This is a genomic window from Mangrovibacter phragmitis, from assembly GCF_040429585.1.
GTDB classification, from domain to species: Bacteria; Pseudomonadota; Gammaproteobacteria; order Enterobacterales; family Enterobacteriaceae; genus Mangrovibacter; species Mangrovibacter phragmitis.
Genome location: NZ_CP134782.1, coordinates 3,500,332 through 3,522,206, shown reverse-complemented (window position 1 = coordinate 3,522,206; position 21,875 = coordinate 3,500,332). Strand labels below are relative to the sequence as shown.

The 21,875-nt window shown below is 54.3% G+C and carries 19 protein-coding genes, 1 tRNA gene and 2 pseudogenes; 10 read left to right on the top strand and 12 right to left on the bottom strand.

Annotation, left to right across the window (positions count from 1 at the left end; all coding sequences use genetic code 11):
* Positions 1–25 precede the first annotated feature (25 nt).
* The 5 genes from MPHASIOC01_RS16975 to MPHASIOC01_RS16955 are packed head-to-tail and all read left to right on the top strand — an operon-like array spanning position 26 to position 4,738.
* Entirely contained in the window at positions 26–433 is a 408-nt protein-coding gene (locus MPHASIOC01_RS16975; protein ID WP_187973458.1) for a TIGR03757 family integrating conjugative element protein, read from the top strand.
* 2 nt (positions 434–435) lie between these two features.
* Positions 436–1,401 carry a TIGR03756 family integrating conjugative element protein gene (locus MPHASIOC01_RS16970; RefSeq protein WP_277421885.1) on the top strand — a complete coding sequence of 322 codons (966 nt, stop codon included), beginning with the start codon at positions 436–438 and terminating at the stop codon, positions 1,399–1,401.
* Between the two features lie 11 nt (positions 1,402–1,412).
* Positions 1,413–2,837, top strand: coding sequence for an integrating conjugative element protein (locus MPHASIOC01_RS16965; protein ID WP_187973456.1), 1,425 nt, complete (start codon positions 1,413–1,415; stop codon positions 2,835–2,837).
* 1 nt (position 2,838) lies between these two features.
* On the top strand, positions 2,839–3,177 hold the full coding sequence (locus MPHASIOC01_RS16960) for a hypothetical protein (RefSeq protein ID WP_187973455.1): 339 nt from the start codon (positions 2,839–2,841) through the stop codon (positions 3,175–3,177).
* 10 nt (positions 3,178–3,187) lie between these two features.
* On the top strand, positions 3,188–4,738 hold the full coding sequence (locus MPHASIOC01_RS16955) for a conjugal transfer protein TraG N-terminal domain-containing protein (protein ID WP_187973454.1): 1,551 nt from the start codon (positions 3,188–3,190) through the stop codon (positions 4,736–4,738).
* Positions 4,739–4,769: 31 nt separating this feature from the next.
* On the opposite strand, the gene MPHASIOC01_RS16950 is transcribed toward MPHASIOC01_RS16955, so the two are convergent.
* From MPHASIOC01_RS16950 to ttrB, 7 genes and pseudogenes are all read right to left on the bottom strand, one after another.
* Entirely contained in the window at positions 4,770–5,048 is a 279-nt protein-coding gene (locus MPHASIOC01_RS16950; RefSeq protein ID WP_187973453.1) for a hypothetical protein, read from the bottom strand.
* A 294-nt stretch (positions 5,049–5,342) separates the two neighbouring features.
* A complete protein-coding gene (locus MPHASIOC01_RS16940) occupies positions 5,343–5,954 on the bottom strand; it encodes a cyclopropane-fatty-acyl-phospholipid synthase family protein (RefSeq protein ID WP_187973452.1) in 612 nt (203 codons plus the stop codon).
* A 244-nt stretch (positions 5,955–6,198) separates the two neighbouring features.
* Positions 6,199–6,348: pseudogene (locus tag MPHASIOC01_RS16935) on the bottom strand (rhodanese-like domain-containing protein); the annotation flags it as partial.
* A gap of 145 nt (positions 6,349–6,493) precedes the next feature.
* The gene (locus tag MPHASIOC01_RS16930; RefSeq protein ID WP_000019402.1) at positions 6,494–7,474 is read right to left on the bottom strand and encodes an IS5-like element IS5 family transposase; all 981 of its coding nucleotides are present in this window, start codon (positions 7,472–7,474) and stop codon (positions 6,494–6,496) included.
* Positions 7,475–7,674: 200 nt separating this feature from the next.
* On the bottom strand, positions 7,675–10,740 hold the full coding sequence (ttrA, locus tag MPHASIOC01_RS16925) for a tetrathionate reductase subunit TtrA (protein WP_000002334.1): 3,066 nt from the start codon (positions 10,738–10,740) through the stop codon (positions 7,675–7,677).
* Positions 10,733–11,755, bottom strand: a complete 1,023-nt coding sequence (ttrC, locus tag MPHASIOC01_RS16920; RefSeq protein ID WP_001016644.1) for a tetrathionate reductase subunit TtrC — start codon at positions 11,753–11,755, stop codon at positions 10,733–10,735. The genes ttrA and ttrC overlap by 8 nt, the downstream gene beginning before the upstream one ends.
* Positions 11,756–12,490 carry a tetrathionate reductase subunit TtrB gene (ttrB, locus tag MPHASIOC01_RS16915; protein ID WP_000378466.1) on the bottom strand — a complete coding sequence of 245 codons (735 nt, stop codon included), beginning with the start codon at positions 12,488–12,490 and terminating at the stop codon, positions 11,756–11,758.
* A 227-nt stretch (positions 12,491–12,717) separates the two neighbouring features.
* Between ttrB and ttrS the strand changes: the two genes are divergently transcribed.
* From ttrS to fumD, 3 genes are all read left to right on the top strand, one after another.
* Entirely contained in the window at positions 12,718–14,451 is a 1,734-nt protein-coding gene (ttrS, locus tag MPHASIOC01_RS16910; protein WP_000948388.1) for a tetrathionate respiration histidine kinase TtrS, read from the top strand.
* Positions 14,426–15,010 carry a tetrathionate respiration response regulator TtrR gene (gene ttrR / locus MPHASIOC01_RS16905; protein WP_000974596.1) on the top strand — a complete coding sequence of 195 codons (585 nt, stop codon included), beginning with the start codon at positions 14,426–14,428 and terminating at the stop codon, positions 15,008–15,010. The genes ttrS and ttrR overlap by 26 nt, the downstream gene beginning before the upstream one ends.
* Before the next feature lie 92 nt (positions 15,011–15,102).
* Positions 15,103–15,306 (top strand): fumarate hydratase FumD, encoded by a 204-nt coding sequence (fumD, locus tag MPHASIOC01_RS16900; protein ID WP_000528119.1) that lies wholly within the window; start codon positions 15,103–15,105, stop codon positions 15,304–15,306.
* Positions 15,307–15,414: 108 nt separating this feature from the next.
* On the opposite strand, the gene MPHASIOC01_RS16895 is transcribed toward fumD, so the two are convergent.
* From MPHASIOC01_RS16895 to MPHASIOC01_RS16880, 4 genes and pseudogenes are all read right to left on the bottom strand, one after another.
* Complete coding sequence (locus MPHASIOC01_RS16895; protein ID WP_213666987.1) at positions 15,415–16,395, bottom strand: IS5-like element IS5 family transposase; 981 nt, start codon at positions 16,393–16,395, stop codon at positions 15,415–15,417.
* A gap of 67 nt (positions 16,396–16,462) precedes the next feature.
* Positions 16,463–16,795 (bottom strand): annotated as a pseudogene (gene traF, locus MPHASIOC01_RS16890) (conjugal transfer protein TraF); the annotation flags it as partial.
* Between the two features lie 106 nt (positions 16,796–16,901).
* A complete protein-coding gene (locus MPHASIOC01_RS16885) occupies positions 16,902–17,891 on the bottom strand; it encodes a hypothetical protein (protein ID WP_187973420.1) in 990 nt (329 codons plus the stop codon).
* A gap of 174 nt (positions 17,892–18,065) precedes the next feature.
* Positions 18,066–18,626 (bottom strand): hypothetical protein, encoded by a 561-nt coding sequence (locus tag MPHASIOC01_RS16880; protein WP_013095250.1) that lies wholly within the window; start codon positions 18,624–18,626, stop codon positions 18,066–18,068.
* A 204-nt stretch (positions 18,627–18,830) separates the two neighbouring features.
* Between MPHASIOC01_RS16880 and MPHASIOC01_RS16875 the strand changes: the two genes are divergently transcribed.
* Positions 18,831–20,411, top strand: a complete 1,581-nt coding sequence (locus MPHASIOC01_RS16875; RefSeq protein WP_353612961.1) for a TraI domain-containing protein — start codon at positions 18,831–18,833, stop codon at positions 20,409–20,411.
* Between the two features lie 34 nt (positions 20,412–20,445).
* Positions 20,446–21,411: a site-specific integrase gene (locus tag MPHASIOC01_RS16870; protein WP_187973418.1), complete on the top strand. Its 966-nt coding sequence runs from the start codon at positions 20,446–20,448 to the stop codon at positions 21,409–21,411.
* Positions 21,412–21,694: 283 nt separating this feature from the next.
* On the opposite strand, the gene MPHASIOC01_RS16865 is transcribed toward MPHASIOC01_RS16870, so the two are convergent.
* Positions 21,695–21,770, bottom strand: a tRNA-Phe gene (locus MPHASIOC01_RS16865).
* Positions 21,771–21,875: the final 105 nt, after the last annotated feature.

Here is a 21,875-nt window from a genome sequence, read left to right as displayed (position 1 = left end):
GTTACTCACTCAGGGAGTGTTCTTCATGAAATTACCTGTCTGCTGCCTCGCAGCACTTTTCCTTACCGCCGGCGTCCGTGCCGGCACCGTCATTTATACCGACAGTACCCACCCGGTCACGGGCAACCCCGGTCCTGACGTGACCGTCGTTCTGCTCGATGCCCCTGACCGGCTGCAGGCGCAGCTGTTCGGGCCGCTGCCGGCAGACCCGGCGCAGGCTGAGCAGCAGGCGCGGACGGTTATCGGTTCACCGGATTTTCAGCGACGCCAGCAGGACCTTGCCGGGGCTTATGCCGGCCTCACGCGTGCCTGGTCGCTGGGTCTTGAGAAATACCCCGCCGTGGTGTTTGACGATAAGTGGGTGGTTTACGGCACCTCTGACGTCGGCGTTGCCACACAGAAGCTGAACGTATGGAAGGAGAAGGCACAGTGAAAATGTCTTTCTCCCGCCCGCGCCGGCTGGCGCTGGCCACGTTAATGGTCTGTACGGGCACGATGGCCAGCGTCAATACCGCCAGCCTGCTCTCCAGTGCCGCCAGTCCGGACTGTATCAGCTGGCGCATCAGCGGTATCTGTTACTGGCTGTTCTGTACGCCGTTCGGCTGCTCGGTAAAAACGTCAGTGAAGGTCACGCATTTTATTCCTGAAGCCGTGGTCTCAGCCTACCTCAGCCCGGGGGCCAATCCCTGGACGGAGATGTCCGGCGTCAGCAGCCTGGCCGACGGTGCCGAAAGTACGTTGTTGGGTAGTGCGGCCGGTGTGGCCACCGGCGGTGGCCGTCAGGAGATGAAAGCCCCGGGTGAGCGCAAGCAGAACCTGCACTTTTACTATGGTGACGCCTATGGCCATCCGGCCACCAGGCTCATCGGCGGGATGGTCCCGGGTTATTCCTGTGACAGTGCCGCCACGCCCTTTATGCCTTACTTCACAAGCGCTCTCGATGCGCTGGCCTGGCGCACCGGCGTGCCGGAATCGCTCTACCCGGAGGCGTTAATCCCGGGGCAGCGTGAAATCGGCAGCACGACCAGTGGCAATATGTGGGGCAATGTCTACCCCCGCAGTGGCTTTGTCACCCAGACCGACAGCTACAAATCGGCGGCCGTCGTGGTGCAGCGCGTGGCCGACATCATCACCCGCCAGGGACAGCTGCATGTTTACAGCCCGCTTACCGGCCAGCGATCACCGGGGTACTGGCCACCTGAGCCGGTGCAGGAGAATACCGGCACGAAAAATCACAAGTGGCAGCGCCTCTCTCCGCAGTTGTCGCAGAGCTGCGCGGTGTTCCCCGACACCGGCGGACTGACGGCTGAAGACGGCAACTATGCCTGGGCACTGTGGCAGCCCTACAGTTGCTGCAAACGACGTGGCCAGACCTTCCTTTACAGCACCGATTTCTCATGAGGATTATGCAGATGAAACAGCAATATCCGCAGCGGCTGCGCCGCCCACTGGCGACACTGGCGCTTTTTGCCGCTCTTTCCCTGCCGGCACTGGCCGTGAATACCGCGCTTTCGTCCGACGGTGCCTCGGTCAGCGGTGCCATCAATGACGGCCTTTTTTATTCCATCGGTGGTGGCTCAGTGATTTCTCCGCCGCCAAGCCGCAGCAACATGTCGCGTTTGGGGCTGAACGGCGGCTGGAGCAGTGACCTCATGTGCGGCAACTTCGACCTGAAAACCACTGTGGGCAACCAGCTTAACGGTATCACCAGTGGGTTTAAAGACCTGATGGGCAATGTGATTCAGGGGGCGACCGGGGCTGTCATGAGCATGCCGGCAATGGCCATTCAGCGTGCCAACCCGGGTCTGTATGAAATGCTCACCAACGGGGTGCTTCAGGCGGGGCTCAGTTACGACAAAGCCCTGCTGAACTGCCAGAATATGTCGAAAAAACTCGCCGATTACACTGTGGGCAGCAAGTGGCAGCAGGCTGCTGTATCTGAGGAGTACAAGGATATCGTGGCGTCCAGCGGCGGGGATGCGGTCTCCAGCGACCAGCAATTGCAGAAGGCCACCGGTGAAGAAGGTGTCACCTGGGTCGGCGGCCAGAAGCGCGGTGGTAAGGGGCAGCAGGCTATCCAGCCCACCCGGGACCTGGCGAAAGCCGGTTATAACATGATGAACAGCCTGCCGGTGACCAGCAACAGCAGCGTGGGCTCCGCCAGCTGCAACGGCACGGTCTGTCAACGCTGGAAGTCGTCGGATGATGCGGCAACTGCGGTGGTGAAAGTGCTGGGCGACCGCTCCATCCGTACCTGCCGTGAGACCAGTGAATGTACCAGTGGTGGCACGGATAATCAGCCCGGCAGCACCGTTGCCGGCACCGGTTTCTCGCCGGTGCTGGAGGATGCAACGAAAACCAACCTGGAACAACTGGATAAGCTGGTCGGCGGCCAGCTCCAGCCCACAGCGGATAATCTGGGGGTGCTCAAAACCGGCAGTCTGGTGGTGACACGCGGCGTCATTCAGTCGCTGCGCGATGACCCCGATAAAGCTGCTCTGGTGCAGCGTCTGGCGGGTGAGCTGGCGATGGCCGACACCGTCGAGACCGCGCTCACCATGCGCCGCATGCTGACCACCGGTGAGTCTGAACCGAATGCCGCCGAGCAGCCAGAGGCGATTGCCGAGGGTGACCGCCGCATCGATGCCCTGGACCGGGAACTGAATGCCCTGCGTAACGAGATGGAGCTGCGTAAGGCGATTAGCAACAACAGCCTGCTCACTACGCTGGAACGTCAGGGTGCCCGTAATCAGGATAACCAGTTGCAGCAGAAATCCGGCAACCAGGACCAGGGCTTCAGCCAGATGAACCAGACGCAATCCTCAGGAGCACAGTGATATGAAGCGCTCTTTTCTTCGCGGTCGTACGGGCCGCATTGTCCTGATGATCGCCGCCTTACTGCTTATAACCGTGGCCATGTTTGCACTGGCCTCTGTGTTTATGGCGTATGACCCGGATGGCCACCTGACACGTCGCTGGCTGCATGACAGCCGCTGGGCACTGTTTACCTGGCGGCTGTTCATGTATGCCGGCATCGCGGTAGCCTGGCGGATGAAGGTCCGGCCGCAGATGCAGGCGAGCTGGCCGGAGGTCCGGGCCCGCCTGCCGCGCACGGAGCTGCTCAGCGTGCTGTTTATTGTGGCCACTGAGTGCGTGGCCTGGGCAGGCGTGGCCTGAGGAGGGGACAATGACTGCGAACAGTTTTCTGGAGTATTTTCTCATCCTGTTCGGCTGGGTGATGAACAACGCCATGTGGACCATCCTCGGCAGCACGGGGCTGTTCGCCCTGCCGCTGGTCTTTAAGGTGATGGGTGTGTGGCTGAAGGTCCGGGAGGAAGGCGCGGACGAAGGCAACAAAGGGTTGCTGGCACTGCCACGCATCGAGCATGCGCTTTACGTGTCGTTTGTGGTGATGTTGTTCTGCTGCATTCCGCTGCTGCCGGTGGATATCAGTACCATTAAATTCGACAGTTCCCGGGCAAAACAGTGCGGTGTCAGTGTACCCGCGCCACAGAACTCCGGTTACAGCGGACTGGTGAACGACTTTGACGGGCGCACGGCCGAGGTGCCCATCTGGTGGTATCTGCTGCATATGATGTCGAAAGGCACCACACAGGCGATGATTGCGTCCATCCCCTGCGGTACGGAGCTGCGTCAGATGCGGTTTGACGTGCAGAACACGAAGCTGCGTGACCCGGTACTGCTTCAGGAGGTACAGGATTTTGCTAACCAGTGTTACTCCAGAGCGTACTTTCGTCTCAAGAACAGCAACAACCAGCTCAGTGATGCCACCATCAACTCGGTGGGCTGGATTGGCAGCGACTATTTTCTGAATACGTCCGGCTATTACGATTATTACACCGCCTCCACACCGCGGAGCCAGTGGCCGTATGACAGCACGCGCGACAGCGGTTATCCGGATACCGGGCAGGGAGGCTATCCCACCTGTAAAACGTGGTGGTCAGATGGCTCGTCCGGGCTGCGCAAGCGGGTACTGGCCAGCTTTGGTGACAACACGCGTAAGGAGATGCAGCGATCATTCCCGGGGACGCAGTGGGAAGAGGTCGCCCTGCGCTGGCTGGTCAGCCCGCGTAATGCCGGCCTCTCCGGAGACGGAACGACGTATGCTGTGGGAAGTTCTGATAACGTGAGCGGCGTGGTCGGTAATATGACACGACTGACCTCCACCATCGGGCTTGGCCTCAAGCAGGCGGAAGCGCTGCCGGGATTTGATGCGCTGAAACAGGCGCTTCCGATGATTCAGGCACTGCTGCAGATGATGATTATTACGGTAATACCGGTCCTGATGATGTTCAGTGCCTATGAGCCCAAAACGGTGGTGACCATATCATTTGCGCTGTTTGCGCTGCAGTTCATTACTTTCTGGTGGGAGTTGGCTGGCTGGCTCGATGATCGTCTGATCACCATCCTCTACGATAATATGGCCCAGCAGGGACTGGCCAGTTCTGTACCTTTTGCGAATTTTATCAGCTCAACCAATGACGGCTGGATCATGAATCTGGTGCTGGGGATGATGTATGTGGTATTCCCAATGTTCTGGGTTGGTATGTTTAGTTGGGCCGGAGCTCAACTCGGTTCTATGGCAAGCTTGATGAGTAACGCTTCAAAAATGCCTATGCAGGCAGGTTCTGAGGCGGGAAAACAAGCTCAGGGAATGGCAATCGACGCAGCATCGGGTGGACTTAAAGCTGGAGTTAATCAGGCTTTAAAAAAATAAACATAAAAAAAGGAGGAAATTTTCCTCCTTTTTATTCGAAATCCTCTCTCCGTTCCCAACTGAACCAAAGCCAAGGCCTGTCTTTCCTGAACTCTTTGTCGTCAATTTTTTTAGGCGAGCCAGCAACAACCGCAGATGCAACACCTGATAGTACCGCACCACCTAAGGAACTTGTCGCACTAGGTAATGACATAGGTTCGGTCTTCTTTAATTTCAGTTTGGATTCATCATAAACGATGTTACTGCGTTTCGAGGTGAATCGCGCAAAGGTGCTGCTGAGGTCATCTTTATTGAAACCGTCCTCACTCATGGTCACAACTCCTCATTTCGTTTAATAAATAAGCTACTAAAAATCATCTGAATACGCAAATGGTCGTGACCTGCTCCCTATTGATTAATATACCCCGATGTAGCATCAACATGGCAATAATCCGCCGGGCATAATTTTTATCCCGGGTTTGTCGGGCTTCTTTACGCATCAGTCGTCGTTCTTTATTAGAAATTGCTGCTATGATCGGCATCGCTCAGTCCAGTTGGTTATTATGGTTGGTTTGGCGATTGATCAGCTCGCTCAACTCGGACTGAGTTCCCTTAACGTGATCTATTATTCTGCGAAGTTATTTAGTCTCGCAACAAACTCTGTCACTGCAGCGAGGCCAGTATGATATTTACCTTCAATAATTTCTTTTTCATACATATTTTCATGTATTACTTCCATACCGTTAAAACAGTTTTTCAGCTCAGTAATATCAACCAGAAGATCCAGCTGTTCCGGTCCTCCCGTTCCATAGCCAAGTTGCTTTGGTGAGTAAGCCTGATAAATCAGCACCCCACCAGGTGCAAGAGCATCAACAATTTTTTTGTGGATTTTATGGCGAAGAGTCGAGGGTAAGTGGCAAAAAATCATTACCACTATATTATAGCGCTTTTCTATAACGAAGTTAGAGAGATCAGTGAGTTGAGTTTCTATACGAACATCGCGACTTGCGGCAAGATCTTGTGCTTTCAATAATGCCACAGCAGAACCATCGACAGCGTGAACATGGTGACCCAGTGTAGCAAGGTAGACTGCGTTGCGTCCTTCTCCCTCTCCCAGGCTCAGAATGCTCAGTGGCGATTTCAGGTTTAGCCAGTTTATTTGTTCAACTAAAAATTGGCTTGGTTCAGTGCCATATGCATAACCACTCTGGCTGTAACGTTCATCCCATAGATTCATTCTGCTACTCCTTTTTTATTACTAACATTTCACGATAGACAGGTATCACCCAGCAATAGACTGGGCCGATAAAAAGCACGATGTCTGTGCACATCTTCCAGAGATTTGTTCCTGCAATATGCAGAGGATGAGACTGCCATAAAACTGGAGTTGCCCCAGCCCTGAAAGGCTCTCTTATGCAATGGTAATAATGCGTTTTCAATGAATACGGAAAGATGACGTGCCATATATGGCACGTCATCTCTTATTGATTCATCGACGCCATAACCGCTTTCCAGGTTATAAAACCACCGCTCAGATTATATGCCCGGAAGCCGTGTGCCTGCAGAATACGGTATGCCACATGCCCGCGCAGGCCACTCTGACAACCGATAAAAATCTCTTTATCTTTAGGGAAGGTGCGAATAAGTGGGGAAATTCTTCTCGGCTGACTCAGTCATTTCATTTCTTCATGTTTGAGCCGATTTTTTCTCCCGTAAATGCCTTGAATCAGCCTATTTAGACCGTTTCTTCGCCATTTAAGGCGTTATCCCCAGTTTTTAGTGAGATCTCTCCCACTGACGTATCATTTGGTCCGCCCGAAACAGGTTGGCCAGCGTGAATAACATCGCCAGTTGGTTATCGTTTTTCAGCAACCCCTTGTATCTGGCTTTCACGAAGCCGAACTGTCGCTTGATGATGCGAAATGGGTGCTCCACCTTGGCCCGGATGCTGGCTTTCATGTATTCGATGTTGATGGCCGTTTTGTTCTTGCGTGGATGCTGTTTCAAGGTTCTTACCTTGCCGGGGCGCTCGGCGATCAGCCAGTCCACATCCACCTCGGCCAGCTCCTCGCGCTGTGGCGCCCCTTGGTAGCCGGCATCGGCTGAGACAAATTGCTCCTCTCCATGCAGCAGATTACCCAGCTGATTGAGGTCATGCTCGTTGGCCGCGGTGGTGACCAGGCTGTGGGTCAGGCCACTCTTGGCATCGACACCAATGTGGGCCTTCATGCCAAAGTGCCACTGATTGCCTTTCTTGGTCTGATGCATCTCCGGATCGCGTTGCTGCTCTTTGTTCTTGGTCGAGCTGGGTGCCTCAATGATGGTGGCATCGACCAAGGTGCCTTGAGTCATCATGACGCCTGCTTCGGCCAGCCAGCGATTGATGGTCTTGAACAATTGGCGGGCCAGTTGATGCTGCTCCAGCAGGTGGCGGAAATTCATGATGGTGGTGCGGTCCGGCAGGGCGCTATCCAGGGATAACCGGGCAAACAGACGCATGGAGGCGATTTCGTACAGAGCATCTTCCATCGCGCCATCGCTCAGGTTGTACCAATGCTGCATGCAGTGAATGCGTAGCATGGTTTCCAGCGGATAAGGTCGCCGGCCATTACCAGCCTTGGGGTAAAACGGCTCGATGACTTCCACCATGTTTTGCCATGGCAGAATCTGCTCCATGCGGGACAAGAAAATCTCTTTTCTGGTCTGACGGCGCTTACTGCTGAATTCACTGTCGGCGAAGGTAAGTTGATGACTCATGATGAACCCTGTTCCATGGCTCCAGATGACAAACATGATCTCATATCAGGGACTTGTTCGCACCTTCCCTAAATATAAAGGTGCGGTGATCCCGGTAAACAACTAATCTGCTTTTTGCCGGGTGGCGGCAGTGCTTTATCCGGCCTACGATGTCCTGTAGGCCGGGTAAAACGCGTTCGCGATGCCATGCGGCACCAGAGCTACACTCGCTCAATTCTCGCTGGCAACCCCTGACGCACCGACGCACCCGACACCCAGTCAAGCCAGGTATTGGCTACCTGTCGGGTTGGGTCCGCAAAACCCAATTCGTTGAGATTAATCCCCGACTTAATCTGCTCATCAAACGCCATCGGCTCACCGTCGAGGGTATGCTGTGCCGCGCCCATTTCTTTATGTCCGTAACCATGTTCAATGGCGATGACACCCGGCATGACGCCATGCAGCAGGCTTATCTGCGCTTGCGCCTGACCACCAGGGGTGGTGATACGCACGATATCGCCGTGTGCTAAACCATACCGCTGACCATCCTGTGGATTGAGCGCCACCAGATTAACCGGCTTCAGATGATGAAGGCGTGGGATCACCGCCGTGGCGCTGGACATGGTATTGGATTTGAAGGAAATCAGCTTCAACGGCCACTCTTGTTCCGGGAACAACTCCTCGACCGCACGTCCATCTGACAGACGTGATGGATACCAGGCCGGGCAGCCGCTGTAGCGCTCGCCAGTAATCGCATGGCGGTGCGCGGCGACGTTCGCATTCCAGATTTGGAGCGGTTTTTCCCAGGCATTGCCGACGCGGTTATCAACTCGCCCGCTGTTGTCCGGCGCAAAGCGCCCGCCGCGGGAGTAGATAAACGCCACTCGGCTGATTTCATCGGTTTTCAACGTTTGGGTCATCACAGGCATGATCCGCTGGACCCCGGTCAGCGCTATGTCTTCCGGCTGTGCTTCAGCAACCGGAGCTTTGCCCATAAACGCAATATTGGCCGCGAGACGCAGGTAGTAATCTTCCGCACGGTTCAACGGATAGTGATTACCTTGCGGATCGGTAATTGCATTGTCGCCGAATCCAGGTAGCCCGATGCGCTTTGCCACTGCGATACAGAAAGACTCCATCGAGGCCGGTTGACCGTCAGCCGTGAGGCTGGTCGCCGATCTGACAACTGGCCAACGCGCGGTGGTGGCTTTGCTGGCCACGCCCGCCCACGGAGCGCTGAATCCCCAGCTTTCGAAGTTGTGGGTATCCGGCACGATGTAATCTGCCAGCGCCGTGGTTTCGTTCATAAAGGCGTCAATGGCAATAAACAGCGGCAGACGAGCAGGATCCTTGAGCTTTTCTTCCGCCACGCCGCGTAACCCCGCAATGCCGTAAAACGGGTTGGTCATGTTGGAGATCCAGGCTTTCAGCGGATAAGGGTAACCTTCAAGCGCCGAGACGAGGAGTTCGGTAAGCTGACCGGCGACAAACGGATACCACGGCGCTTTAGCCGGGAAGGGCGATTGCCCGGCAGCCACCTTATTGCGGTACTCTTCCGAAGACTCATAAGCGGTTTTACTGCGCGCGATGCTTAACCCTTTCGGTTTTACCTTCCCGGCGAAGCTGTCCATGTTGTAGCGCGGACCGTCGGTGGCACCATTAAATTTGCCGCCGCCGACGAACACGCCGCCTTCAAGGCTGAGGTTACCAATAAGCGCATTGAGCATCATCACCGACCAGGCGTTATAAAATCCATTGCCTGCCATCATTCCGCCGTGCGTGATCACCGCCGCTTTACGCCCGTGGCGGGTGAATGCGTCGGCCAGAACGGCAATGTCTGCTTCTGACACCCCACACTGCTGGCTGTACTGCGTTAGCGACAGTTTCTCTGCGGACTCACGCAGACACTGGAAGCTGCTTTTTACCGTTACTGTCTGCCCGTCGGCCAGCGTCACTTCACGGGTAACAAACAGCTGAGCGCGCGGGCAACTGCTGGCGGCGACAATCTCACCGGCCTCGTTGACGACCACCGGCTCCTGGGCTGCGTTTGCACTCAGATGGGCGAGGGTCAGGTGTTGTCCGGCAAGCGTTGGAATTTCATCGGTAATCACCAGATGCGTTGCATTAGTCCAGCTTTTTTCTCCTGCCTGCTGCATGGCCTGCACGCCGGGAATGGCGAGATAATCAGCGTTATAGCGTTGTTTATCGATAATCCAGCTTATCATCCCCATAGCCAGCGCGGAGTCGCTTCCCGGTCGTACGGGCTGCCAGTGGCCGCGATCGTCAGCCAGCACCGTGGTTAATGGCAGGGCTGGCGCCACCACAACATAGCGGAAGTCGTCACGTAAACGGGCGCTGGCCAGCTGGCGGGCCTGGCGCTTAAACGGGTTGCCGGATTGCGCCGGAGAGGTGCCCATAAACAGCGCGAATTCGACGTTATCCCAGTCGGGTTTTACGTGGGTATTTTTATCCAGATCGCCCATTAACGCACCTGAACCGGCCCGATAGGCCAGACCGCAGTAAGCGCCATGAGCGCCGAAGTTTTTACTGCCGAAACTGTTCAGTGCGAAGCGACGTAAAAAGGTATCACGTCCTTCATCGCTGGTATTGGTGACCAGCAGTTGATTGGATTTTGGGCCAAAGCCGGGATGTTTCGCATCAAGCGGTGTAGTGGGATCGTGGATAGCTCTCAGACCATCAACGTGGCCTTCACCAAACAAATCCCCACCTTCCACCACCTCTTTGATCAGCTGTTCGAAGCTGATGCGCTGCCATTTTCCTTCACCGCGTTTACCGACGCGCTTCATAGGCTCCAGAATACGTAGCGGGCTGTACAGACCTTCGAGTAAGGTTGCACCACGGGCGCAGGCGGTAGAACGTGCGTCAAGACCTGACTCCCCGGTCAACTGTTCCATTGCCGTGGCAAAGGGGACAGAGGCGTCTATATGGTGCTCGTGCGACAACGGATGATAAGGGTTGCCCGCAATGCGCAGCACTTTGCCTTGCTCAGTGTCAACGCGAACCCGTACACCACACTGCGTCCAGCAACCAAAGCACTGCGTCATCGAGATCACCTGCTGCGGGTTTTGCTGCCAGTGAGGCCGGGCGTTGGCTTCGGGGATGAGCGCGTTGGCAAAAATGCGGTCACGGGTAATTTTGCCCGAGGTTCCGTCCAACAAACCGTCTATCGCGCGCTTTGCCACATCCCGATAACTCAGGCCAAAAGTCACCATGCCACCTACGGCAAGGCCGACTTTAAGCCACTGACGACGGGTTAAATTAGCCATGTTGCATTCTCCTTGCGATCGCGTTCAGGGCTTCACGAACAATAATAATCAGTGCTATCCACAGGCCGAAGGTACCCACAATAGCCAGCCAGCCATCGGTGCCGCCGGGCAGGGTATAGGGATTAAACTGCGCGTTAAATTTCGGTACGGTCTGCACCTGGATGAGTAACGTCCAGCGCATTAGCCAGCACAGCGCCATAGCGCTAAAAGCGAGTAATATGCGCAGCGGTAGCGATAAGGGGTAACGTACAACCAACCCGCAAAGAGCAAGCGAAACAAGCCATAGCGCAACCCAACCGATAGCGTAGTGTTGTGCTGAAGAGGCAACATCCAGCCACTGACGGATAGCCGAACCGGAAAGCGTATTCCCACTCGCCCAGATCGCCACCACGATAGCCAGCGCGATCAACGTGACCATTTGCCCCCACGCTAGCTTACGCGGTAGTGCGTCCTTGCTATTTGTCGTGGCAATAAGCAGGGCAAGAAATGTTTGCAGCGCGCTGAGGAACATCGCAACCGGAAAGGCGTAACTGAACCAAATGGGACGCGCCTGTACCACCGACACTTCACGGCCGGTGTAAACCAGCAATCCGATGGCGGACAGCGCGCTACCAAGTGCTAACCATTTTGTGACGCTGTAACTTTTTAGCGTTAGCCGTTTCACATGCTGCGCCAGAAACCACAGACCTAAAAAACCGGTAAACAGCGGTAAAAACAGCGCGCCCCACGGCATCCAGGACCATGGCGTCGGATACGCATAGAAGTGCCAGACGCGGGCGGTTTGGTGTAGATCAGCAGTCAGCGCCAGCGGCGCGGTAATCGCGCAGGTCAGGGCGATTAGCAGCGTCAGATTCTCCAGGTCTGCCGTTTCTTTTTTGCGCCAGTGGAGAACGCATGCGAACAGCGCGGCGCAGGCGGCAATGCCGATGAAAAAGAAATATTGTACGGCCCAGGGTAACCAGCTTACGTCCTGGGGATGGGCCAGAACCTCGTCGATAATCAGTGAATGGTTCATTTAAACCTCCTGCCAGAGAGCGGGTTGAGCACGTCCCATCAATGGGGTAACAAACGCCTCATCCAGCCCCAGATAGAACACGTGAGGAGACGTACCGCTTTCCGGCTTCAGGACTTTGATGGCATCATGGTGCTCATGCAGCATTTGCGAAATGCGGCTGTGCGGATCTTTAATATCGCCAATGATGCGCGCGCCGCCGACGCAGGATTCCACACAGGCCGGGAGCAGCCCCGCTTCGAGGCGGTGAACGCAAAAGGTACATTTATCGGCGGTTTGCGTTTCATGGTTGATGAATCGCGCATCATAAGGGCAGGCCTGCACGCAATAGGCGCAGCCCACGCAGCGTGTGTTGTCGACCACCACAATGCCGTCTTCGCGTTGGAAAGTGGCTTGTACCGGGCAAACGGGCACGCAAGGGGGATTATCACAATGGTTGCACAGTCGCGGCAGCAGGACGTTGGTAACGCTTTGCTGGCCTTCAATCTGTACTTGATACTGGTTGACGAGGGTACGAAATTCGCCCTGTGGCGTCTGGTTTTCAATGGCGCAACTGACGGTACAGGCCTGGCAGCCGATACAGCGTCGCAGGTCAACCAGCATGGCGTAGCGATGCTGTTGTGAGCCTTCGTGGCGTTCAGGCGAAAAGGGAAATTGCGCCTGAGCCAGCGGAACCAGTGATGCGCCAGCGGTCAGGACGCCCAGTCGCTGGAGAAACTGCCGTTTACTGCTGTCCATATTTTCTCCCGTCACGATGCAACAACGAAACATTGGTCACGCCGTTGATTTGCGTGTGATGAATAAAGAATCTCAATGATTTACAGTGTAAAAATCGTGACGGGGTATACTCTATTGTGGTTAACCACATACCCGGCTTGTTGTTGATCTAAAACAACATAATTGACAGGGACAATTGAGTGGGACGCAACGTAGTAAGATGTCTGACGGTACTGGCGTCGCTGTGGATGCTAAGTGGCGCGGTCAGGGCGCAGACATGGAACATTGGCGTTTTGGCGATGCGCGGGGAGGTTTCTACACGTAATCACTGGCAGCCGCTGGAAACCTTGTTGAATCAGCAAATCCCCGGTGAGCAGTTTCATATTCAACCGCTGGACCTGCGGCAGATGCAGGAGGCGGTGAATCGTGGAACGGTACACTTTGTGGTCACCAATCCGGCGCAGTTTGTCCAGCTTAACAGCCGCTCAGCGCTACGCTGGCTGGCGTCGTTACGATCCACCCGTGGTGGGAAAGCCACCAGTAACGTGATTGGCAGCGCCATTCTCGTCAGGCGCGACAGTGGGTTAACCTCCGCACACGATCTGATCGGCAAAACGGTTGGCGCCATTGATGCTCAGGCGTTTGGCGGCTATTTGCTGGGATATAAAGCGCTCAGTGATGCCGGTCTGCGCCCTGAACGTGATTTACGTCTGACGTTTACCGGATTTCCCGCCGATGCCTTACTCTATTTATTACGTGAAAAAGCCGTGCAGGCGGTGATCGTGCCGGTGTGCCTGCTGGAAAAAATGGATGAAGAAGGCCTCATCCGTAAAACCGATTTTATGACCGTGTTGAATCATCCGACTTCAATTCCCTGTTTAACCAGTACGCCGCTCTATCCGGACTGGTCATTTGCCGCACTACCTGTAGTGAGTGACGAGCTGGCCGATCGCGTCACGCGGGTACTGTTCAATGCACCGCAAAACGCGACGTTTCGCTGGGGTGCGCCCGCCTCGACCCGTGAAGTAGAAGCGTTGCTGCGCGACGTCCGACAGCATCCGCAGCAGCGTCAGCTGTGGCTGGATGTCAAAAGCTGGTTTATTCAACACCGACTGGCGATGGGGGGCGTGGTCATCGTATTGCTGTTGCTTACGCTCAATTACATCTGGGTGATGCTGTTGGTTCGCCGACGTGGCAGGCAGCTGGAGCGGAACAACGTGTTGTTGCACAAACAGGAACAGGCGCTGGAGACTGCCCGCCAAATGAGCGTGCTGGGGGAGATGACCTCCGGTTTTGCCCATGAACTCAATCAGCCGTTGTCTGCTATCCGTCATTATGCCCAAGGCTGTCTAATTCGCCTGCGTGGTCAGGATGAGCAGCATCCGTTGCTGCCCGCGCTTGAGCACATAGACGCCCAGGCACAACGAGGAGCCGATACGCTGCGCAATCTCCGGCAGTGGGTCAGCCAGGCACAGGGCAATCCGGTACTCACCGATGACTGGCAAGCCATCAACGTTCACGATGCTATCCATCACGTCTGGCAATTACTGCGTATGCCCCAGCAATTCCCGGCGATAACGCTGCACACGCAGGTTAGTAAGGCGTTAACGTTGATGCTGCCAAGCGTTCTTCTTGAGCAGGTGCTGGCTAACCTGGTACTCAATGCCGCCCAGGCAGGCGCTACGACGGTATGGTTTAGCGCCCTGCATAAGGATGGCGGCGTGCGTATTCAGGTGCAGGATAATGCCGGAGGTATTGACGAGGCTCAGTTGTATCAGGCGTTTCAGCCGTTTATGACCACCCGCAAAGAAGGTATGGGACTAGGACTGGCCATTTGTCAGCGACTGGTGCGCTACGCAAACGGAGATATTGAGATCAAAAATCAGCAGGCCCCGGACGGTAAAGCGGGGGCGAGAGTGACATTGTATTTTAAGCCAAATCAGGAAGGAGGCCGTAGTGGCGATAATTCATCTGCTGGATGACGACATTGCCGTTACCCAGGCCTGTGCGTTTTTATTGGAAAGTCTGGGATATGAAGTGTCTTGCTGGGAGCAAGGCGAGAAATTCCTCGCCGAGGCAAATTTGCACCAGGTGGGCGTACTACTGCTGGATATGCGTATGCCGGTACTGGATGGGCACGCTGTGCATGAAATCATGCGTCAGAAAGCAAGTACGCTGGCGGTGGTCTTTCTCACCGGGCACGGCGATGTGCCGATGGCGGTTGAGCAAATGAAACGTGGCGCGGTCGACTTTTTGCAAAAACCGGTGTCAGCCGTGCCGCTTCAGGCAGCATTAGAACATGCCTTGCAGGTCTCGGCAGCGGCGTTCTCGCGACAAGAGATCATCTCATGCTACCAACAACTTACGCCAAAAGAACGGGAACTGGCGCATCTGGTAGCAAAAGGGTTAATGAATCGGGAAATTGCTGATGCCATGAATATTGCCGTGCGTACGGTTGAAGTGCACCGGGCGCGGGTGATGGAAAAAATGCAGGCAGGAAGTCTTGCTGAGCTCGTTAATCGACTTCAGAGAATTCAGTAGAATGATAACATTTATTTGATTTTCATTGAATTTTGTCTAAATCCTCAGAGTGATATATGCTGTTGGTTTGAGTTAATGACGAGCGGGCAAAAATGGGAAATCAGACGAAAGACGACGAGTTGTACCGTGAAATGTGCAGAGTAGTCGGTAAAGTAGTGCTGGAAATGCGCGATCTGGGACAAGAACCTAAGCATATCGTCATTGCGGGAGTACTGAGAACCACCCTTGCTAACCAGCGCGTGAAGCGCAGTGAGTTAGGGAAGGTGCGAATAAGTGGGGAAATTCTTCTCGGCTGACTCAGTCATTTCATTTCTTCATGTTTGAGCCGATTTTTTCTCCCGTAAATGCCTTGAATCAGCCTATTTAGACCGTTTCTTCGCCATTTAAGGCGTTATCCCCAGTTTTTAGTGAGATCTCTCCCACTGACGTATCATTTGGTCCGCCCGAAACAGGTTGGCCAGCGTGAATAACATCGCCAGTTGGTTATCGTTTTTCAGCAACCCCTTGTATCTGGCTTTCACGAAGCCGAACTGTCGCTTGATGATGCGAAATGGGTGCTCCATCCTGGCACGGATGCTGGCTTTCATGTATTCGATGTTGATGGCCGTTTTGTTCTTGCGTGGATGCTGTTTCAAGGTTCTTACCTTGCCGGGGCGCTCGGCGATCAGCCAGTCCACATCCACCTCGGCCAGCTCCTCGCGCTGTGGCGCCCCTTGGTAGCCGGCATCGGCTGAGACAAATTGCTCCTCTCCATGCAGCAGATTACCCAGCTGATTGAGGTCATGCTCGTTGGCCGCGGTGGTGACCAGGCTGTGGGTCAGGCCACTCTTGGCATCGACACCAATGTGGGCCTTCATGCCAAAGTGCCACTGATTGCCTTTCTTGGTCTGATGCATCTCCGGATCGCGTTGCTGCTCTTTGTTCTTGGTCGAGCTGGGTGCCTCAATGATGGTGGCATCGACCAAGGTGCCTTGAGTCATCATGACGCCTGCTTCGGCCAGCCAGCGATTGATGGTCTTGAACAATTGGCGGGCCAGTTGATGCTGCTCCAGCAGGTGGCGGAAATTCATGATGGTGGTGCGGTCCGGCAGGGCGCTATCCAGGGATAACCGGGCAAACAGACGCATGGAGGCGATTTCGTACAGAGCATCTTCCATCGCGCCATCGCTCAGGTTGTACCAATGCTGCATGCAGTGAATGCGTAGCATGGTTTCCAGCGGATAAGGTCGCCGGCCATTACCAGCCTTGGGGTAAAACGGCTCGATGACTTCCACCATGTTTTGCCATGGCAGAATCTGCTCCATGCGGGACAAGAAAATCTCTTTTCTGGTCTGACGGCGCTTACTGCTGAATTCACTGTCGGCGAAGGTAAGTTGATGACTCATGATGAACCCTGTTCCATGGCTCCAGATGACAAACATGATCTCATATCAGGGACTTGTTCGCACCTTCCTTAAGTGCCGCTGCGCTTTCGCTGACACCGGACTGGCTGTCGGCGGCTGCATCAAAACGGTCCCACAGGTCTTTCACATCATCCGCTTTGTCCACCGTGTTATCGGGATCAGAGACTTGCGCGCCGACAGACGGCAGCACCAGGCTGAAATCATCGGTTGGTCCAAAATGCGTCAACAGCGCCGGGTTGGACAGCGCCGCGGTACCGTAGTGTGCTGATGCCACGCCGGTGCCCCCCATTGCGTCCCCCCGTGCTTCCATCCAGCCTGTGGCTGCATAGACTGACGGCACCGCAGAAACCAGCAGGGCAACAGAAATGCAGCGTGTAATCATTGAAACTGAAGCTTTCATCATTTATTTCCTTTTCTCATTTATGGTGTTTAAGGCAAAAGAATCCCCTGACGCTGGCGCGCCAGTTAAAACGGGCTATTCAGTGAATTCAGATGGAACGGGTTGAAATAATGTCTTCCGCTATCTTTCTCCATTCATCATTTATAAAATTATCCGGATTAAGGAAAGGCTCCCTTTCTTCAGTGCTCCAGATCCTTTGGGTATATTTTCCGTGAGTATCGTGGAAGGGTTTTTGTATTTCCCTTAATGCTGCCGGCGGAAGTACTTCCCCGGATATCATTGAATCCAGAATATTCCCTGAATCAATAAAGGTATCGACAAGGAAGAGGACTTCGGCTTTAAACAGCAATCCGCACAGGGCCAGGAATAAAGTAAATTGTTTCGCTGACTCACCGGATACTGAACAACGGCCAGCACATTCCACAACACGGAACCTTGTGTCGTTAATGGTTGTGTACCGGCGAATAAACAGGAAAATATCATCCTGCTCTTTTTTTCGAATAAAAAAGAGATCCGGCCGGGCGATAAAATCTTCCGGATTGATTTCCTGAATTCTGCACGTTAATAACCGGGCTGCATCGAGCCAGTCAGGAAATACGGTAATCCGGACCGGAGGGACGATTTTGCCCGAGAGCCACCCGGTACTGACATAAAACCATTCAGACAATTTTTCCAGCAGGGGCGGGGTCATGTAACCGAGCGTTCTTTCCCGGTTTTCCAGCACACCCAGGCTCATGTTCCAGTCCGCAAGCAGATGGGCCACCTCCGGAGATGACAGATTGTATTCGTCCATCAACAGCCAGAAACGTTCAGGGATGCGGGTAACGGCGGCCTGATGCGGTGTGAGGGTTTCACGCATGACGCCTTCAATCATAATATTCACGAGAGCCGCAGCCGAGATACCCAGACGACCTGACATGAGGATGATAAAATCCCCCACAGCAGGTTTGAAACGGATGGCCATCGGGTTACCGGATGTTTTCTTTCCGTCGGACATTGCGGCGGTCAGTTGCAGCAATTCGTCGTCCCGTTCAAGGGCGATCCTTGCCAGCAGGGATGTCATATTCAGATGCTTCATAAAAAGTCCTGGTGTTGGCTAACAGTCTAATTTTCATCGGTTTATTTATATGTATCCGGTGTGAATACGTTACGCCGCGAAAATGCGGATGTATAACGGATAAAATCGATCGTTCAGATCGAATACATGCATGTATCCAGTGTGAAACGGCGCGCAGACTGTTGACAGGGGAAATTATTTTTCCGTGTTTAAAGATTTTCGCCGGAGGACCAGCACGGGCCAGTCCCTGCGGAAGTCCGTGCGCCAGCGCCACTGCCGGAAAAGGATTTCGAGCTGCATCAGTGCTCTTTTCCAGGGAGTAAAAGGAATCTGATAAATACGGCTGCGGACCGTGAGTCCATATTCCGTGGTGTGGGCCAGTAGCCTGCGGGCACGTATACCGGTCAGCAGGTGCGATGAGATGATAACGGTGCGGTGTGTTTCCAGTGCCTGACAGGTTGAGGCGTTCACGTTCTGCCAGAACAGACAGACACGCGACGGCGTCAGGTCGGTGGTGGGCTGCCAGGGGGCCAGGTGAACCCATGCCCGCTTTCCGTGCTGGCTTATCAGCGTCATCTTCGGCCTGAAACGACGCTCTGCCCATGCGAGCGGGCGCAGCAGGAAGGGGAGGCCGGACAGCAGCACCCAGACCAGATAAAAACCGGAGCAGGGAACGCCGCCGGTGATCTCCAGACCCATCACGCCGGACAAACCCAGCCATAGCAGGAAAAAAGAAAAAACACAGGCTTGCTGCATGAACAGACTCCCGATAACGGTGTTAACAGAGGCGTGCAGGAGAGCATTCCTCCTCTGGTCCCGGCACCCTGAAAATCTGAAACCACTTCTGAATATTTTCACAAGCAGGATTTCTGTCAGGGGCAGTTCAGGGTTTCCGGTTGCAATTATCAGGGGGGCTTTTAGCGTAGCGTCATTTTCAGCAGGCATATTCCGGCGGAGGTGATGGTGCGTGGACTTAACTGGTTAACAGGCAGGAGCCGACAGGAAAAACGGCCCGGAGAGAGGCTACCGGCGGGTGCCACGCCGTCCCGGACTGTTGCTGATGATGGCTGGCGCCCTGCTCAGACGGGCAGATCACTGCTGCAGGCAGACGAATACCGTCGCCTTATCCGGGTGCTGACAGAGAACAGCCCGCTGTCGCAGCAGGTCACGGAAGCCTGGTGGCTCAGGCCACTGGAGGAGATGGCGGGACGGGTGCAGGCCTGCCCGGGGGCCTGGGCCGGGCCGTTCTCCGGACCGGGAGGGTTTAATGAACTCACCCTGAACGTAGCCACACGTGCGGTGAGGCTGGTACGTGGCATGATGCTGCCACCGGGTGCCACGCCTGAAGAGCAGGCAGAGCAGACGCCCGGCTGGGTCTGTGCAGCGTACTGGGCCGGGCTGTTCCATCACCTGCCCTGGCTGATGCAGGTGGAGGGGGCGCTGAAAAGCGGACGTGTCTGGTATCCGGGGCTGAGTGTGCCCGGAGAACCGTGGCGGGTCAGGCCGGCCAGCGAACCTTCGGGTGCGACGGGCAGTGTATATGTGGCGTTCAGGCTCCTGCCTGAGGCCGCTCTGCTGTGGCTTCAGCGCTGGCCTGTGCTGTCCGATACGCTGCTGCTATTTCTTTCCGGACGTCGTGCGGAAGCCGGGATTCTGAACAGCATTGTGAACGATGCGCTGCGCAGCTGCGGTCTCTCTGATACGGCCGTTATGTCCGGGCAGCCACCAGACCTGGTCTCCCTTGTGACAGTTGTGCCTGTCACTGGTCATACCTTCCCTAAATTATATGAGACTGATTCTATCCCATTGTCCAGTAACGATAATTCTCCGGATGTTTCAGTGCCAATTAAAACCGGAGATATGACCTACAGTTTCAGTCAGGACGGAGAGAAAACGTCCGTTAATACTGTCCCTTCAGCACTGGTACTGGAATCAGCACATTCAACAGATGAACCGCTGCTTTCAGCAGAAAATGATATCAGCAGGGATGAGGAAGGTGGGGCGCAGGTATCCACGGAGAACCTGCTGTCATTGCTGGATCTGATGGCAGAAGGGAAAAGCTCTGTGGTAACGGAAAATGTACCTGCGGATAGTGCTGATAGCCCTCCGGCCACGGTGCTTCCGCCCGGTACACTCCCTTCGCATGAGGAGGGGATGGACAAGGAAGAGCAGGCCGGCGCGTTATTTCTGGAGTGGGTCAGGGACAGCGTTGAGGACGGCACGCTCAGCGTCAATGAAAAGGACAGCATTCTGCACGTTCTGGCGCAGTTTGTATTCATGGTGTCACCGGCCTGTTTTTACCGTCACACCTCTACAGCGGAAGGGAGTGTTACCGACAAGGACAGGCTGCAGAAAAGTTTTGAGGCGCTGAACGTACACCATTCACGAAATGGTAAGGGGTTATTCCATTACCATCAATACGACACGCCGGATAAAAGCGGTCGTTTTACCAAAGTGTCAGGCTACATGATTAACGCTGACATTATTTTTAAAAAAGGGAGCTGTCTCACGGACAGTATATGGCTTTCAGCGAAGAAATAATTTGCTGAGGTTAAGTTAATATTACGAGGTCATTATGGCAGACATTGTGACGTTTGAAAAAATTCTCGATGACTATTTTTTTAATAAAGTTCTTCGTCGTGCAACAGAATGGAGTTACCGAAAGGTGGTGAGAACTTTCCTTGAATTTTACGGAGAAGATATTCTTCCGGAAAATGTGACGCGAATGGATGTTCTGAAATGGAGACGGTATGTTCTGAATGAACAGATGTCCAGTAAGCGGACATGGAATAACAAGGTTGCCCACATGCGGGCAGTATTTAATCATGCCATCACGAATAAACTTATTTCAGCCAGAGAGAATCCTTTTAACCAGGTGATTGTTAAACCCGATATTAAACGAAAAAAAACACTATCCGGGGAGCAGATGAAGAAAATTGATTTAATCATGGAAAGGAAAATTGAGCTGGAGCAGATGGGCGTTCACGATCCGCGGCCAAATGCCCTTGAACCCGCCTGGTTCTGGATGACGGTCATTGAGACACTGAAGTTCACCGGTATGCGCCAGAATCAGCTGCTGCATATACGACTTTGTGATGTGGACCTGAAACTGGGCATCATTGAATTACAGGCTGAAGGTTCTAAAAACCACCGGGAGCATCGCGTGCCGATCACAGCGCGGCTGAGACCGCGTCTTGAGCAACTGTATCTTATGTCTGTACAGAAGGGAGCCAAAAAAGGGGAGCAGTTATTCAACATCAACCGGTTTACACCCAAAAAGAAAAGAATTATTCGGGCTAAAAACATGGATCACCTACCGATGAGGGCCTTCTTCAGAAGACTGTCTAGGGAGTGTCAGTGTGATATCAGCCCGCACCGGTTCAGGCATACGATAGCCACAGACCTGATGAAACGCCCGGAGAGAAGCCTGAATGATGTCCAGATGCTGCTCGGTCATTCCAGCGTAGCGGTGACCCTGGAATATGTGGAAGCAAACATGGATAACCTGAGGCGAAATCTTGAAGCCGCATATGCAGCTTAGGAGTAATCCTAAGTCAAATTCATAAGGATTTGATATCTAAACGGGAAAAATCGCGGGTTTTCCTTTACAGATCGTTGACAGAGCAGCGCTGAGAAGGTAAATACCTGTAACTGAAATTGTTGGGATGTGAGAAATCCGGAGGATGCGACCAACATCCTCCGGATTCTTAATCCCTAAACCCTCAGGTGCAGAACGACTTTGCCTCATCCTGCACGATGATGGGTCCGGGACTTTGTCTTGCCCGTTAAGGATCTCATCTCCTAACGGACAGGCTCTGAAGAAGTGGTGCCCGGACTCGGAATCGAACCAAGGACACGGGGATTTTCAATCCCCTGCTCTACCGACTGAGCTATCCGGGCAACGGGGCGCATTAAACCGTAAAGGCCTGCTGTCGTCAAATCATTTGTTGTACCCGGTGGTGTGTTTGCCTGATTTGTGTGCATTCTGTTACAGGCAACCGCTTG

Coding starts and splice junctions, on each gene's coding strand:
- ttrS (WP_000948388.1), top strand. CDS start 12,718: ATGCTAAGTGGCGCGGTCAGGGCGCAGACATGGAACATTGGCGTTTTG.
- MPHASIOC01_RS16895 (WP_213666987.1), bottom strand. CDS start 16,395: ATGAGTCATCAACTTACCTTCGCCGACAGTGAATTCAGCAGTAAGCGC.
- MPHASIOC01_RS16960 (WP_187973455.1), top strand. CDS start 2,839: ATGAAGCGCTCTTTTCTTCGCGGTCGTACGGGCCGCATTGTCCTGATG.
- ttrA (WP_000002334.1), bottom strand. CDS start 10,740: ATGGCTAATTTAACCCGTCGTCAGTGGCTTAAAGTCGGCCTTGCCGTA.
- MPHASIOC01_RS16880 (WP_013095250.1), bottom strand. CDS start 18,626: ATGCAGCAAGCCTGTGTTTTTTCTTTTTTCCTGCTATGGCTGGGTTTG.
- MPHASIOC01_RS16955 (WP_187973454.1), top strand. CDS start 3,188: ATGACTGCGAACAGTTTTCTGGAGTATTTTCTCATCCTGTTCGGCTGG.
- ttrB (WP_000378466.1), bottom strand. CDS start 12,490: ATGGACAGCAGTAAACGGCAGTTTCTCCAGCGACTGGGCGTCCTGACC.
- MPHASIOC01_RS16930 (WP_000019402.1), bottom strand. CDS start 7,474: ATGAGTCATCAACTTACCTTCGCCGACAGTGAATTCAGCAGTAAGCGC.
- MPHASIOC01_RS16950 (WP_187973453.1), bottom strand. CDS start 5,048: ATGAGTGAGGACGGTTTCAATAAAGATGACCTCAGCAGCACCTTTGCG.
- MPHASIOC01_RS16870 (WP_187973418.1), top strand. CDS start 20,446: ATGGCAGACATTGTGACGTTTGAAAAAATTCTCGATGACTATTTTTTT.
- MPHASIOC01_RS16940 (WP_187973452.1), bottom strand. CDS start 5,954: ATGAATCTATGGGATGAACGTTACAGCCAGAGTGGTTATGCATATGGC.
- fumD (WP_000528119.1), top strand. CDS start 15,103: ATGGGAAATCAGACGAAAGACGACGAGTTGTACCGTGAAATGTGCAGA.
- MPHASIOC01_RS16965 (WP_187973456.1), top strand. CDS start 1,413: ATGAAACAGCAATATCCGCAGCGGCTGCGCCGCCCACTGGCGACACTG.
- MPHASIOC01_RS16970 (WP_277421885.1), top strand. CDS start 436: ATGTCTTTCTCCCGCCCGCGCCGGCTGGCGCTGGCCACGTTAATGGTC.
- ttrC (WP_001016644.1), bottom strand. CDS start 11,755: ATGAACCATTCACTGATTATCGACGAGGTTCTGGCCCATCCCCAGGAC.
- MPHASIOC01_RS16875 (WP_353612961.1), top strand. CDS start 18,831: ATGGTGCGTGGACTTAACTGGTTAACAGGCAGGAGCCGACAGGAAAAA.
- MPHASIOC01_RS16975 (WP_187973458.1), top strand. CDS start 26: ATGAAATTACCTGTCTGCTGCCTCGCAGCACTTTTCCTTACCGCCGGC.
- MPHASIOC01_RS16885 (WP_187973420.1), bottom strand. CDS start 17,891: ATGAAGCATCTGAATATGACATCCCTGCTGGCAAGGATCGCCCTTGAA.